We start from the raw sequence: 14,135 nt of genomic DNA on the forward strand, positions 1-14,135 counted from the left end.
GGACCGGTGGAAAGGAGGGCGCGGGGCGCAAAGCCTAACGAATCGCGCGTACGGAATGACACGCACGCGCCGTCTTGGCCGTGAGCGGCTTCCATCTCAATGACTGCTCAGATGCAAGGGATTGGTTGAATACCGGGTAAGTCAGGTGGGTGTGCCAGGACCAGGGAGGACCGGAGAGTGCGCTAATCTCCCGGGCCCGATGCCCCGTCTCCTTTCGCCCGCGCAGGCCTGGCTGTTCGGCCCTGGCGTGGACCTCTCCGTGTTCGCCGGCAGCGCTCTTGTGTCCGTGGCCTTCGTGCTGGCCGCGCCGTGGCTGGGAGCGGTGGGGGACACGCCCGCGTGGGCGTGGCTCCTGTTCGTGGTGGGCGTGGACGTGGCGCACGTCTGGTCCACGCTGTTCCGCACGTACCTGGATGGCGAGGAGGTGTCGCGCCGCCCGGGCCTCTACGTGGGCGCGCCGCTCGCCGCGTACACGGCGGGCGTCTTCGCGTACATGGTGTCTCCCGGCACGTTCTGGAGCCTGTTCGCGTACGTGGCGCTGTTTCACTTCATCCGCCAGCAGTACGGCTGGATGGCGCTCTACGACCGCAAGGCGCGCGTGTCCGCCTTCGAGCGGCGCCTGGATGCCGCGGCCATCTACGCCGCCACGCTGGGCCCCGTCGTGTGGTGGCACGCGAACCTGCCTCGCTCGTTCTGGTGGTTCGTGGAGAACGACTTCATCTCCGGCCTCCCTCGGTGGATGGGCACCGCGGCGCTGGGCGCGCACGCGGCGGTGCTCACGCTGTGGGCGGGCTTCCAGTGCTTGCGCATCGCGCGGGGCGAAGGCGTGCAGGCCGGCAAGGTGCTGCTGGTCGTGGCCACGTGGGTGGCGTGGTTCGGCGGCATCGTGCTCGCGCGGGACGACTTCGCGTTCACGGTGATGAACGTGGTGCTGCACGGCGTGCCGTACTTCGCGCTGCTGTTCCGCTACGCACGCGGGCGCCACGCGGAAGGGGGCTTCGGCGAACTGGGCGTGCTCCTGCGTGCGGGGCTGCCGGGCTTCCTGCTGTTCCTCGCGGGACTGGCGCTCTTGGAAGAAGGGTTGTGGGACGTGCTGGTGTGGCACGACCGCCCGGTGTTGTTCGGCGACAGTGGTCCCGTCCTGGAGGCGGATGTGCTGGCGCTCGTGGTGCCGCTGCTTGCGCTGCCGCAGGCCACGCACTACGTGCTGGACGCCTTCATCTGGAAGGCAGGGAAGGAGCCCGAGTTGCTGGTCCGGCTCGGCTGGGCACGGGCGGGGCAGGGGCCCTCAAACGTCAGCCAGGCGCACAAGGTGGTAGCCATTCCCGGAGGGGGTGAATAGAGCTAGTGGGTCTATGGCTCGACTCCTGCTCGTTTCGAACCGTCTTCCCGTCACCGTCAAGGCGGAGAAGGATGTCGTCTCCGTGGTGCGCAGCGCCGGGGGGCTCGCCACCGGGCTCAGCCGCCCGCATGAGCGCTCCGGAGGCATGTGGATTGGCTGGCCCGGGGATGTCTCGCGGCTGACGGACGCCCAGCGCTCGCAGGTGGAGAAGCAGCTGGCGGACCTGCGCTGCGTGCCGCTGTACCTGTCCGCCAGCGAGGTCAGCCGCTTCTACGAGGGCTACTCCAACCGGGTGCTCTGGCCGCTGTGTCACTACATGCTGGACCGCGTCCCCCGGCAGGACCGGGACTGGGACGCCTACCGCAAGGCGAACGAGCGCTTCGCCGACCTGGCCGCGAAGCACTATCAGCCGGGCGACACCATCTGGGTGCATGACTACCAGCTCATGCTGGTGCCCGGGATGCTGCGCCAGCGCCTGCCTCACGCGCGCATCGGCTACTTCCACCACATCCCGTTCCCGTCGTCCGAAATCTTCAGCACGCTGCCCCGGCGCGGCGAGCTGCTCCGGGGCCTGCTGGGCGCGGACCTCATCGGCTTCCACGCGGTGAGCTACGTGCGGCACTTCTCCGGCACGCTGCTGAGGCACCTGGGGTTGGACACGGACATCGACCGCGTCCTCTTCCAGGGGCGCGAGGTGCGCGTGGGCGCCTTCCCCATGGGCATCGACTCCACCGCCTTCGAGACGCTGGCGCGCGAGCCCGCGGTGCTGGACGAGGTGAAGACGCTACAGGAGCGCTCGCGTGGCGAGCGGCTGCTCGTGGGCATCGACCGGCTGGACTACACCAAGGGCATTCCCCGGCGCCTGCTCGCGGTGCAGCGAGTGCTGGAGCGGGAGCCGGCCCTGCGCGGGCGCCTGCGCTTCATCCAGGTGGCCGTGCCCAGCCGCACGCAGGTGCAGGCCTATGCCGAATACCGCGAGACGGTGGACGAGCTGGTGGGCCGCATCAACGGCCTCTACGGCACCGTGCACAGCACGCCCGTGCACTACCTCTACCGCTCGCTCAACGAGAAGCAGCTGGTGAGCCTCTACCGGGGCGCGGACGTGATGCTGGTGACGCCCGTGCGCGACGGCATGAACCTGGTGGCCAAGGAGTTCTGCGCGGCCCGTCCGGACGAGGACGGCGTGCTCGTGCTCAGCGAGTTCGCGGGCGCGGCGTCGGAGATGCGCGACGCGCTGCTGGTGAACCCCTACGACGTGGAGGGCATGGCGGACGCCATCGAACAGGCGCTGGAGATGCCCGGCCCCGAGCGCCAGGCGCGCATGCGCAGCCTGCGCGCGGGCGTGAAGACGCGGGACGTGCACTGGTGGGTGGCCAGCTTCCTGGACCGGCTCCAGGGGCTGCCCTCGGTGGCGGAGAAGCCGCCGCTGCCGGACGGCATGCTCGCGTTGGACAAGCTGAAGGGGCCGGGCCGCAAGGTGCTGTTCCTGGACTACGACGGAACGCTCGTGGGCTTCGCTTCCATGCCGGAGCTGGCCGCGCCGGACGCGGAGCTGATGACGCTGCTCCAGGAGCTGTGCGCCCGGCCGGATATCTCCGTGCACATCGTGAGCGGCCGCCCGCGCGAGACGCTGGATGCGTGGTTCGGTGAGCTGCCCGTGGGGTTGCACGCGGAGCACGGCCTGTGGTCGCGCATGCGGCTGGGCCAGCCGTGGCAGGCACTGCCGGGCGTGTCCTTCGAGTGGAAGCCAAAGGTGAAGCCCGTGCTGGACGCGTTCGCGGCGCGGGTGACGGGCTCTTTCGTGGAGGAGAAGACGGCGTCGCTCGCGTGGCACTACCGCAAGGTGGACGCGGAGTTCGGAGCGCTCCAGGCGCGCGAGCTGCGCCTGCTGCTCTACGAGAAGTTCTCCCAGGAGCCCATGCACATCCTGCCCGGCGACCGGGTGGTGGAGGTGCGGCCCCGGGGCGTCAACAAGGGCCGCGTGGTGCCGGAGGTGCTGAAGCAGGAGGCGCCGGACGTGCGCGTGGTGGCCATGGGCGACGACGTCACCGACGAGGACCTCTTCGCCGCGGTGCCCCCGGGCGGCATCACCGTGCACGCGGGCAACAAGCACACGTGCGCGGCGTACCGCGTGGAGGGGCCGCCGGAGGTGCGGCGGTTCCTGAAGGCGCTGCTCGGGAAATAGCCGCGGGTCGCCCCGTGGGCTTCAGAGGTTGAAGCCCACGTTGCCCACGGAGATGCTGGGTCCGAAGATGAAGGACCACTTGCTGGAGGGCACCACGGTGTCGGTGGTGGGGTCGCCGCTGGTGCGCCGGGTGATGTCGCCCCGGAACTCGCGGGCAATCCATGCGTTGGCACCCACCGCCGCGCCCGGGCCAATGGGCACGCGCAGCCCCAGGCCCAGCACGGCCGCCAGCGTGGGCGGGAACTGGATGTCCCCGGACTGCGGCACCAGGCCCAGGCCCATCAGGCCCATCTCGATGCCCAGCAGGCGCTCCTGGCCCTCGTTGTTGAGCAGCGCCAGGCGCGACAGCACACCGAAGTTGATGGCCAGCTGTCCCGTGGGCTGCGTCGCGCGGTAGAGGCCCGCGGGGATGGTGGCCATGGTGTAGAGGCGGAACATTCCGCCGCGCACGATGGCGGTCCACTGCGCGGACGGCAGGCCCGTGCGGTCCACCGTGGAGAGGGCGTAGCGGGACTCATCCGCGACGTGCGCCACCTGCACGAGGATGCGGTCGTACTGGCCCAGGTTGCCCTGCACGGGGATGACGCGCACCTCACCCTTGGGCCGCAGGAACAGGCGTTGATCCACGCTGCTCTCGCCCCGGATGGAGTTGTCGGACTTCGTCACGGTGATGCGCAGGGTGATTTCCTGGTTGCCCTCCTCCAGCGTGAGGCGCTCGCGGTGGATGATGACGCGGCAGGTGTTGCGCATGCCGTACTCCAGCCGGTGCGGACGGCTGGGCGCGAGCTTCTCGTCGTTGCCTTCCTTGTCCGCGCAGATGAACTCCACCAGGTTCTCCACGTTGGTGGGCACGCTGGCTTCACGCACCGCGCGCTGCACGCGCTCGTTGGTGACGAACAGGTCGGACGTGGCCAGCTCCGCGGGCAGCGTGGGCAGCCGGTAGGCGAAGCGCAGCGACACGAAGCCGCCGGCGGTGGCCTCGCCCTGGATGAGCGTCGTGGTCTCACGCATCGTCACGGTGTACGCGCCGCCCAGCGGGCGCAGCACGAAGCGGCCCAGGCCGCCGTTGGACGCCACCGTCACCTCCGCCGGGCGGTTGGTGGGCACGAAGTCGATGCTGCCGTGGCCGGGCAACTCCAGTGTCGCGCGCGGGTCCGGCACGGGCTTCGTGTCCGCCGTCTCCGACGCCACCACCGTGCCGTCCACGCGTGACGTGATGGCGGTGACGGTCACCTGCGGCTCGTTGGTGCCGCTGGTGCGCAGGAGCACGTAGGTGCCGTCCTGCGCCTTCACCACGCGCTCCACCCGCACGCGCGCGCCGTTCACCGTCCACAACAGGCCGCGCGGGTCGTGCGCGCAGGCCGGGTCCAGGCGCATCACCAGTCCTGAGTCCTCCGCGTCGCGCAGCACCGTGCCCTCCACCGCGGTGATGGGGCACGCGAGCACGGGCAGCGTCTCGGAGAAGGACGTCTCCAGCGCGTCGCCCTTCGCGAAGAACACGCGCGGCACCAGCCGCAGGCGCAAGGACACCGTGGGGTTCAGCCCCGGCACGTTGCGGATGGACACGGCGCCTTCGGTCACCTCGCAGCGCGCGGTGCCGCAGTCCACGGACGCGATGGCCTCCGAGTGCGTCACCGCCGCGTAGCCGGGGCCCTTGGACAGGTCCACGCCGGAGGACTGCACCAGGGGCCGCGTGAGCACGGTGCGGCCGGGGCGCAGTCGGAAGTATTCGTCGTCCAGGAAGCGCCCGTTGGCGTCGTACGTCGACACGCCCGCGCCCCGGCGGCCGTAGGCGGGGACCCACGACAGCGTCGCGTCCGTGGGCAGGCCGGGCGTCAGCGGGACGGCGCACTCGTTGGGGGCGTTGGGCTCCAGGCAGAAGTCCTGGCCGTCCACGGAGGCCGTCTTTGGATCCACGCCCCGGGGTGTCCCGGACCAGGCGATGGCCACGTTCTTCAGGCCGGTGCCCTTGAGTTCCAGGCGCCCGTCGTCCGGGTAGAACGTGGTGGCGGCGCTGTCGATGCGAGGGAAGGGGCCGGTGGCCACCACCACCACGGTCTCGGTGGTCGCGGCGCAGGAGGCCTCGTCCGCGGCGACCTTCAGCTCCAGCGTGCGGCTGGCGTCATCCGCGCGCGTGGGGGGCTTGAGCGTGCGGCCCTCCAGCACCCAGCCGCCGCGCACGGGGCCGCACAGCACGCCCTTGGGGATGACCTCCACCGCCCGGCCACCTTCGGGGAGCTGGACGACGGGGGTGGCGGCGGTGGCGACCGTCGCCACCAGCAGGCAGCCAAGGACGAGCGCGCGTGCAGGGTGCATGCATCTGCTTAAGCACGGAGGGCCGCGTCCGGGTCAAGCCCTCCGTGCTCATGCGACACCAGGCAGGCGCCGCGAGTGTCCGCGATTACCGCGAAGCCGTCTTCTGCCCCGGCCCCTGCAGCATGATGCGGCGGCCGAAGGCGCGGTCCACCCGGCCCAGGAACTCACGGAACTGGGGGTACTCGTCCGCCTTGATGCGGGCGACGGAGAGGGCCACCTCGCCGTCGGCGATGAGCGCGCCGTTCTCCACGCGGTAGCTGAGCTTCACGCGGCCGAACTGGGTGGTCTCCTCCACCGCCTGCGGCATCTCCGCCACGGTGTAGCCGCCGGGCAGCGTGTAGCGCAGCTTGAAGGTGTTCACCCAGGGGCTGGACATCACCAGGTCGAAGCGGCGCTCGGCGAGCGACGCGTACGCCTGCTGGTAGGTGCGCCCCGTGCCGAAGGGCAGGAAGCGCAGGCTGCCGCCGGGCAGCACCTCCGCGTAGCGCGGGATGCCCATGTTGAAGTCCAGCGTCACGTCGTCATCCAGGCGGGTGGTGTCGCTGAGCTTCACCTCGCGCACGGTGAGGCCGGGGAAGCTCTGGGCCCAGGCGCGCTCGAAGGTGGACTTGCGCGTGGACTCCGGGCGGTAGGCGCGGCGGTAGTCCGGCGCGGACTGGCCGGACACGCTGCTCTGGCCCTTCACGTCCGCGCCGCCGTCAGGCCGCAGCGCCACGTCCATGGCCAGCGTCGTCTTGTTGTCCTCCGCCTTGGCCTCCGGCGTGGTGAGGAAGTTGCTCGTCCCGTTGGGGTCCACCACCAGCACGTTGGCCACGCGGTCCGCGGAGGGGAGCTCCTTGGCGCCGTGGAACTCCGCCGTGCCGTCCAGGTACAGGTCGAACTTGGGCACGTACGCGATGGCGTGGTTGAAGGCCGCCAGCGACGCGGGCTCCGCGTCCAGCGCGCCCAGGTTGCGCATGCGCAAGAGCACCAGCCGGCTGTCCACGCCCGCCACCTTCAGCATGGAGTGGATGAGGCTCGCCTTGTCCTTGCAGTCGCCGAAGCGGCGCGCGAGCACGCGGTCGACGCGGTAGGGCTTGAAGCCGTGGATGCCGAACTCCAGCGCCACGTAGCGGGTGTTGGTGACGACGAAGGAGTAGATGGCGCGCACGACGGCCAGCTGGTCCTTGCGGTCCACGCCGGTGAGCACCTGGTCCACGGTGGTCTTCAGCTCCGCGTTGGGCTGGAGCTGGTCACGCACCAGGCCCCACCAGTAGTGGCCCACCTGGTCCCACGTCTTGTACGTGGAGATGTGCAGGTTCTGGGCGACCTCCGCCCAGCCCGGCATGCCCGGCTCCGGCACCACCTTGGAGACGTGCTTCGCGCCGAAGCGGTACACGGTGCGGCCGGACTCGGGGGACTCCTGCTGCTGGTCCACGCCGGCCAGGCGGCTCTTGTTCCAGTACAGCGGCCGCTCCTTGGGCATGTCCACGACGTACTGGAAGCGCACCTTCGGGTAGACGCCCTGCACGCTCTCCACGTCGCCCCAGTAGTCGGACAGCAGGTTGTCCTGCGCGGTGTCGTCCAGGCGGTAGGTGAGCTCCAGCGTGTCACCGGCGGCCAGCGACGGGAACGACAGGATGCGCGCGCGGGCGTCGTAGTACATGCCCGTCCACGGCTCGTTGATGTTGCGGTCCGCGTCGCCGTAGCTGTCCACCACGGAGCCGTCCGGCTTCGTCACGCGGGCGCGCAGCACGCGCACCTCCTGGCGGTCCGGCGAGTACGTCACCGGCACGCTGCGGAACGCATCCACGCCGCGCTGGTTGTACACGCGCACCACCATCTGCTGCATGCGGCTGGACAGGCCGCTCTTCTGCACGCGCACGTAGGTGTTGTCCACGAGGTACAGGGCGTCCTCGTTCATGTAGCCCTCGGCCTCCTTGGACAGGGGCTTCGCGTCCACCAGGTACTGGGTGCCCGCGCTCTCGGACTCACCCTTGAGCGTGCGCAGGGCCTCCTTGAGGCCGGGGTTCTGCGGGCGCAGCACCAGCGACTTCTCGAAGGCGGCCAGGGCGGGCTCGCGCTGACCGGCGGCCAGCAGCGCGCGGCCCTCGCGCTCGTACACTTCCGGCTCATCCGGAGAGAGCGCCTTGGCCTCGGTGAAGAGGACGGTGGCCTCCTCCGCGGCGCCGTTGGCGGCCTTCAGCTCCGCCAGCCGCACGCGGCTGCCGTTGTCGAAGGGGTTCAGGTCGGTGAGCTTCGCGTACTCACGCTCGGCGGCGTCCACCTTGCCCGCGTCCGCGAGCATGGAGGCCAGCTGGCGGCGGGTGTTGGAATCGTCGTAGCGCAGCGCCAGCACCACGCGCATGCGGTCCATGGCCTCCTGGGCGCGGCCCAGTTGACGGGACGCCGCGGCGGCCACGCGCACCACGCGGGGCACGCGCGGCTGCTGACGGAAGGCCTCCTCGATCAGCGCGTGCGCCCGGGCACGCTCGCCCAGGGCCTCCGCCGCGCGGGCGAGCAGGAGGCGCGCGCCCGGCACGTTGCGGCCGTCCTCTACTTCCATGATGGGAGCGAGCATCGGCTGCACGCGCTCCGGGTGGCCGCGGTCCATCTCATGGTCCGCGAGCGCCAGGCGCGCCGGGGCGTAGGTGGGGTCCGCCTTCACGGCGGCCTCCAGGAAGCGGCGGCGCTCGTTGAGGTCGTCCGTTTGGGTGTTGGCGGCCAGCACTTGCAGGCGCGCGTCGTTGGGGGCGCTCTCCGCGGCGAGCGCGGCCTCGGCGCTGGCGGTGTGCTCGCGCTCGTCATACGCGCGGAAGAAGGACAGCACCTGGGCGTAGTCGCCGCGCAGGGCCGCGTCGTCCGGGTTCTTCTCCACCAGCGCGCGCAGCGAGGAGGTCAGCGTGGGCAGGGGCTGCGGCGCGGGCGCGGGCATGCGCTCCAGGGCGGGGGCCTTGGCGGGCAGCGAGGCGCGGGCGGACGCGGACTCCGAGCGCAGGTAGAAGCCCAGCGGGCCGGACTCCTGGCACACCTTCACCAGCACGCGGTTGAGGCCCTTCTTGAGCTTCACCGACACGCGCGTCTGGTCCGGGCGCGGCAGGTTGTAGCGGTCCTCCTTGGACGCGAGCTGGCCGTTCACCCACAGGCGGTAGCCGCCGGAGGTGCCCAGGCCCAGCGCCACGCGCGTGTCCTGGGGTACTTCCAGCCAGGTGAGCGCGTACGCCACGGACTCCTTGTTGGGGCGCACGGCGGTGGCCAGGTCCACGTAGCCGTCAGCGGACGTGACGGACAGCTTGCGCCAGGTGGCCTCGTGGCCCTTGGCGCCGGGGTAGCGCGCGGTGAGGTCCAGGTTGGCGGCCTCCGGACCGAAGTCCGTGTCGCAGCCGGCCTTGCCCTCGTTCTCGAAGCCGCCCACGACGTAGTAGTCGTTGACGAAGCCCAGCCACTGGCGGACCTCGTTGGCGCGCACCATGCGGCCGCGCGAGCGCTCCGCGTCCATGAGCAGCAGCTGCGCGGTGGTGCGCGTGTTCGCGTCCGACGTGCGGCGCGACGCAATCTGCTGGTAGGTGCTCACCAGCGGGGTGAGGTCCTCCACGTCATCCACCAGCGCGTGCATGCGCAGGAGTGCGGCGCCGCCGCGTGGCGAGTTGGCGGCCTTGACGGCCTCGGCCGCGTACTCGCGGGCCCGGTCGTCCGCGTTCGGCTTCGCGAGCCCCAGCACGGGGCAGGTGAGCACGACAAGTGCGGCCAGCGATGTGAAACGCGACATCCGTTCTCCTCGAAGTTCGACGGCGCCCGGGGGCAGGCAGGGGGCGATGACGCCAGTGAACAGGCGGACCCGTCACGGCCTTCCCCTGCATGTGGCCCCGGACGGCGGGCAAGCAACCCATCCGAGTCCCACTCTATGCCGGACCGGTGTGGGGCGGGGTGGGCCCGTGAAGGCCAGGGCACGAAAACGCACAGGGCCGGCGCGGGCGTGATGCCCGTGCCGGCCCCGGTGTGGGTGCCCCTGACTCGGGGGCGGACGTCAGTGGAGCTTGGTGTAGAGCGCGTTGACTAGGCTGCCGTCATCGCCGCTCAGCTCCCAGAACATCGCGCCGCCCAGACCCTTGGACAGGATGTAGTCCGACTTGGCGTTGATGCTCTGCACGTCGTCGTAGGCCACCCACACCTTCGTGGACGGGCTGTAGACGTAGGCCTGCTTGCTCTCCGGGTGGAAGAACTTCGTGTAGCCGGAGCCCGCGCGCTCGTAGTTGGCCTTGAGGTCCTTGTAGTCGAACACGCCGGTGAGGCCGGACTGGCCGTCATCCCAGGTGCCCTTGGTGGGCACGCCGGACTGGAACAGGCCGTTGTTCACGTTGGGCACGTTGCCCCAGCCGCGGCCGTAGAACGGAACGCCCACGACGATCTTGGAGGCGGGCACGCCCAACTGGAGCATCTTGGCGATGGAGCCGTCCGTGTAGAAGCCGTCGGTGGCGCCCGGGTCACCCGTCACGCGGTCGAGCGCGGAGTGGAAGTTGACCGTGCTCTCGAAGGCGCCGTGGTAGTCGTAGGACATCACGTTGATCCAATCGAGGATGCCGGCCAGCTTCACGGTCTCCTGCTTGTTGGCGAGCAGGTCCGGCGACGCGCCCGACGCGATGGTGAGCAGGTAGGGCTGGCCCGTCTGCGCCGTCACGGCGGCCAGCTGGGTGCGGAACTCCTGCATGAGCAGGGTGTAGTTCACCTTGTCCGCGGGGCTGCTGATGTTGTCCGGCAGGCCGCCGCCGGTGGGGTACTCCCAGTCCACGTCGATGCCGTCGAACACGCCCACGCCGTTGGCCGGCGTGACGCCGGGGAACTGGCCCTTCACGTACAGGTCCACGCAGGACTTCACGAACGCGGTGCGCGACGCGGAGGTGGCGGCGACCTGCGAGAAGTACTTGGACCAGCTCCAGCCGCCAATGGAGATGAGCAGCTTGAGGTTCGGGTTCGTCTTCTTCAGCTCCTTGAACGCGCGGAAGTTGCCGCGCAGTGCGCCGGGGTCCCACTCGCCAGGGAAGCCGAAGCCCTTGTCGATGTCCGCGAACGAGTCCCCGAGGACGCACTTGCCGTCCGGAGTGATGTTGGAGAAGGCGTAGTTGATGTGCGTGAGCTTCGACGCCGGGACGTTGGAGACCTGGTAGTTGCGCGCGTAGATGCCCCACGCGGTGAAGTAGCCGACGATGCGCTTGCCACCTGGAGGAGGCGTGCCGGGCAGCTCCACCACGACGCTCACGGTCTTGGTGCCCACGTTGCCCGCGGCGTCGTACGCCTTCACGGTGTACGTGTACGTGCCGTTCTGCGCGGACGTGGAGAACGCGCGAGTGAACGACGACGCGGTGGCGACGAGCGAGCCGTTCTCCAGGATTTCAATCTTCGTCACGCCCACGTTGTCCGTGGCGCTCGCGGAGACGGTGACGGAGCCCGCGGCGGTGATGCGCGACGCGCTGGCGCTGGCGGTGACGACGGGAGCGGTGACATCGCCGTTGGAGGGGATGGAGACGGTGACCGTGACGGTCTTCGAGCCCACGTTGCCCGCGGCGTCATACGCCTTCACGGTGTACGTGTACGTGCCGTTCTGCCCGGAGCCGGAGAAGCTCCGCGTATAGGAAGACGCGGTGGCGACGAGGGTGCCGTTCTCCAGGATTTCAATCTTGGTCACGCCCACGTTGTCCGTGGCGCTGCCGGAGATGGTGATGGAGCCCGCGGCGGTGACGCTCGTGTTGCTGCTCGACGCGGTGACGACGGGCGCGGTGGTGTCGCCGCCGCCCGTGACGGGGCCCAGGTCCAGCCACAGCGCCGCCACGGCCGTCGGCGTCCAGTCCGCCTGGGACGTGTGGGCCTGACGGCACTCATAGACGCGGCCTTCGAAGGTGACGCGAGTGCCCACGGAGTAGGCGACGCCCACGGCCCACGCGGCATCCAGCGGTGCCTTCATCACGCTGCCCGGGCCCTCGGCTTCGGGAGCGAAGGACTCCTGGCCACAACCGGCGACGGTCAGCGCGGACGCCACCAGGCCCACAATCCATTTGCTACGACGCATTCGTGTTCTCCTCGCCTGCGGTACACGCGGAAGGAGTCACGCACCCATTTTTCCGGGTTAATCGCTGTGAATGCTTTTCGCCTGCCCGCCCACCCATGTGGTGTGGACGGAAAGGTCCGGCTTCAACAGCACCAGGTCCGCGCGATGGCCGGGGGCGATGCGGCCCCGGTGGCCGTGCAGCCCCATGAAGGTGGCGGGATGGAGCGAGGCCATGCGCAGCGCCTCTTCCAGGGGCACGTTGAGCACATGGACGCAGTGGCGCACCGCCGCGGTGAGGTCGATGTCCGCGCCCGCGAGCGTGCCGTCCTCCGTCTCCAGGCGGCCGTGGCGGCGCAGGATGGTGCGTCCCTGGAGGGTGAAGGACGTGACGGACGTGCCGACGGGCGGCATGGCGTCCGTGACGAGGAACACCTTGCCCGGCGGTTTGACCTTGAGGAGCAGGCGCAGGTTGTCCGCGTGCACGTGCACGCCGTCCGCGATGACGCCGCACCACGCGTCGTCATGGATGAGCGCGGCGACGACGGGGCCGGGCTGGCGGTTCATCACCGGCGGCATGGCGTTGAACAGGTGGGTGAAGCCTCGCACGCCTGTGTTTAGAGCTTGGGTGGTGCGCTCGCTGGTGGCGGCGGTGTGGCCCGCGCTGAGCACGACGCCTGCGGTGGCGAGGCGGCGCAGGGTGGCATCGTCCACGCACTCGGGAGCGAGCGTCATCAGCACTCGGCCGCCGTGCGCGGCGAAGCGGCGGGGCAGGGCGGTGAGGTAGTCGAGGTCGCGAGGATCGGGCGTGCGGATGAACGAGGGCACGTGGACGCCAGCGCGCTCGCGACTGATGAAGGGACCTTCCAGGTGGATGCCGAGCACGCCGCTGTCGGGGCGCGCGGTGGCGATGAGCGCGGCCTCGCAGGCTTCGCGCATGCGGGCTGCGTCGTCGGTGATGAAGGTGGGGAGCAGGCCCGTGGTGCCGCACGCGCGCATGGCGGAGGCGATGGCGAGCGCGGCCTCCTCGGTAGGCGTGTCGTTGAAGAGCACGCCGCCCGCGCCGTTGACCTGCACGTCCACGAAGCCGGGGGCCAGGAGTGTGTCACCGGGCAGCGTGTGCACGGTGGCTCCAGTGGGGAGTCCGGTCTGGGGCACCACGGAGCGGACGATGCCGTCCTCGATGACGACGGCGTGACCTTCGAGGACCTGGTCCCCGGTGAAGACGCGTGCGCCCTGGAGGACGGTCGTCATCACACGGTCTCCGTGACCTTGCGCAGATGCGCGGGCGCATCCGGGTCCAGGCCTCGCGCCGTCGCGAGCTGGTGCACCGCGAAGTAGAAGCTCTGCACCTGGCAGAGCGGCGCGATGGCCGTGGGGAGGTCCGGCAGCGTGGGCAGAGCCTGCGCGCCGGGGACGGGCAGGGCGGTGTGGACGTTCGCGCCCAGTTCGACCATGCGCTGCACGACTTCGCGAGTGCCCTGCGCGGCGTTGTCCTCCTGCCCCAGCGCGAGCACGGGGAAGCCCGGCCGCACGAGCCCGAGCGGACCATGGAGGACCTCCGCGGTGCTGAAGGCTTCCGCGTGCAGACGGCACGTCTCCTTGAGCTTGAGGGCCATCTCCAGCGCGGCGCCCAGGCCGCTGCCCCGTCCGACGACATAGAGGCTGCTGGCGTCCTTGAGCGTTGAGAGCGCCGGCCACCAGTCGAGCTTCCCAGCGGCCTCCAGCGCGTCCGGGAACCGCCGGGCGGCGTCATGCAGCTCCGCGGAGTCAGACCAGTGCGCGACGAGCTGGAGGAAGGCGAGCCCGGAGAGCAGATAGGACTTGGTGGCGGCGACGCTGTGCTCGGGGCCGGCGGACAGCGGGATGTGCACGTCGCACAGCGCGGCCAGCGGCGAGGCTTCGTCGTTGATGAAGCCCAGGACGACGGCGCCTCCCGCGCGGGCGGCCTCGGTCATGCGCAGCAGGTCGGGGCTCTGGCCGGACTGGGACACGGCGATGAAGAGCGCGTCGCGCAGGTCCAGGGAGCGCGTGTTGTAGACGGACGCGACGCTGGGACCCAGCGAGGCGACGGCGCGGCCCAGCGTGGTCTCGATGAGGTACTTGCCGTAGACGGCCGCATGGTCGGAGCTGCCCCGGGCGCAGGTGACGACGAAGCGGGGCGGCGTGCGGCGCAGGCGGGCGCCCAGGTAGGCGAAGGTGTCGCGGCAGCGCTCGAGCTGGCGGCGGGCGGCGGCTGGAGCCTCGGCGGCCTCGCGTGCGAGGGCGGGGAG

Annotated in this window: 7 protein-coding genes; 2 read left to right on the top strand and 5 right to left on the bottom strand. The window is 70.5% G+C overall.

All coding sequences use genetic code 11. The features are described 5' to 3' along the window. Window positions 1-199: 199 nt before the first annotated feature. Window positions 200-1,342 (top strand): hypothetical protein, encoded by a 1,143-nt coding sequence (locus tag D7Y11_RS21490; protein ID WP_126934648.1) that lies wholly within the window; start codon window positions 200-202, stop codon window positions 1,340-1,342. Window positions 1,343-1,355: 13 nt separating this feature from the next. Beyond that, window positions 1,356-3,527, top strand: a complete 2,172-nt coding sequence (locus tag D7Y11_RS21495; RefSeq protein WP_126934649.1) for a bifunctional alpha,alpha-trehalose-phosphate synthase (UDP-forming)/trehalose-phosphatase — start codon at window positions 1,356-1,358, stop codon at window positions 3,525-3,527. A 21-nt stretch (window positions 3,528-3,548) separates the two neighbouring features. On the opposite strand, the gene D7Y11_RS21500 is transcribed toward D7Y11_RS21495, so the two are convergent. The 5 genes from D7Y11_RS21500 to D7Y11_RS21520 form a co-directional block, all read right to left on the bottom strand. Further along, a complete protein-coding gene (locus D7Y11_RS21500; protein ID WP_199753761.1) occupies window positions 3,549-5,843 on the bottom strand; it encodes a hypothetical protein in 2,295 nt (764 codons plus the stop codon). 85 nt (window positions 5,844-5,928) lie between these two features. Beyond that, on the bottom strand, window positions 5,929-9,591 hold the full coding sequence (locus D7Y11_RS21505) for a DUF3857 domain-containing protein (RefSeq protein WP_126934650.1): 3,663 nt from the start codon (window positions 9,589-9,591) through the stop codon (window positions 5,929-5,931). Window positions 9,592-9,849: 258 nt separating this feature from the next. Then, window positions 9,850-11,886, bottom strand: coding sequence for a glycosyl hydrolase family 18 protein (locus D7Y11_RS21510; RefSeq protein WP_126934651.1), 2,037 nt, complete (start codon window positions 11,884-11,886; stop codon window positions 9,850-9,852). Window positions 11,887-11,943: 57 nt separating this feature from the next. Next, window positions 11,944-13,116: an N-acetylglucosamine-6-phosphate deacetylase gene (gene nagA / locus D7Y11_RS21515; RefSeq protein WP_121754074.1), complete on the bottom strand. Its 1,173-nt coding sequence runs from the start codon at window positions 13,114-13,116 to the stop codon at window positions 11,944-11,946. Further along, on the bottom strand, window positions 13,116-14,135 hold a 1,020-nt coding region (locus tag D7Y11_RS21520), incomplete at its 5' end, for an SIS domain-containing protein (protein ID WP_148139221.1). The genes nagA and D7Y11_RS21520, both read right to left, overlap by 1 nt.

It is taken from the genome of Corallococcus sp. AB018 (assembly GCF_003986945.1).
In the GTDB taxonomy this organism is placed as follows: domain Bacteria; phylum Myxococcota; class Myxococcia; order Myxococcales; family Myxococcaceae; genus Corallococcus; species Corallococcus exiguus.

Coding starts and splice junctions, on each gene's coding strand:
- D7Y11_RS21490 (WP_126934648.1), top strand. CDS start 200: ATGCCCCGTCTCCTTTCGCCCGCGCAGGCCTGGCTGTTCGGCCCTGGC.
- D7Y11_RS21495 (WP_126934649.1), top strand. CDS start 1,356: ATGGCTCGACTCCTGCTCGTTTCGAACCGTCTTCCCGTCACCGTCAAG.
- D7Y11_RS21500 (WP_199753761.1), bottom strand. CDS start 5,843: ATGCACCCTGCACGCGCGCTCGTCCTTGGCTGCCTGCTGGTGGCGACG.
- D7Y11_RS21505 (WP_126934650.1), bottom strand. CDS start 9,591: ATGTCGCGTTTCACATCGCTGGCCGCACTTGTCGTGCTCACCTGCCCC.
- D7Y11_RS21510 (WP_126934651.1), bottom strand. CDS start 11,886: ATGCGTCGTAGCAAATGGATTGTGGGCCTGGTGGCGTCCGCGCTGACC.
- nagA (WP_121754074.1), bottom strand. CDS start 13,116: ATGACGACCGTCCTCCAGGGCGCACGCGTCTTCACCGGGGACCAGGTC.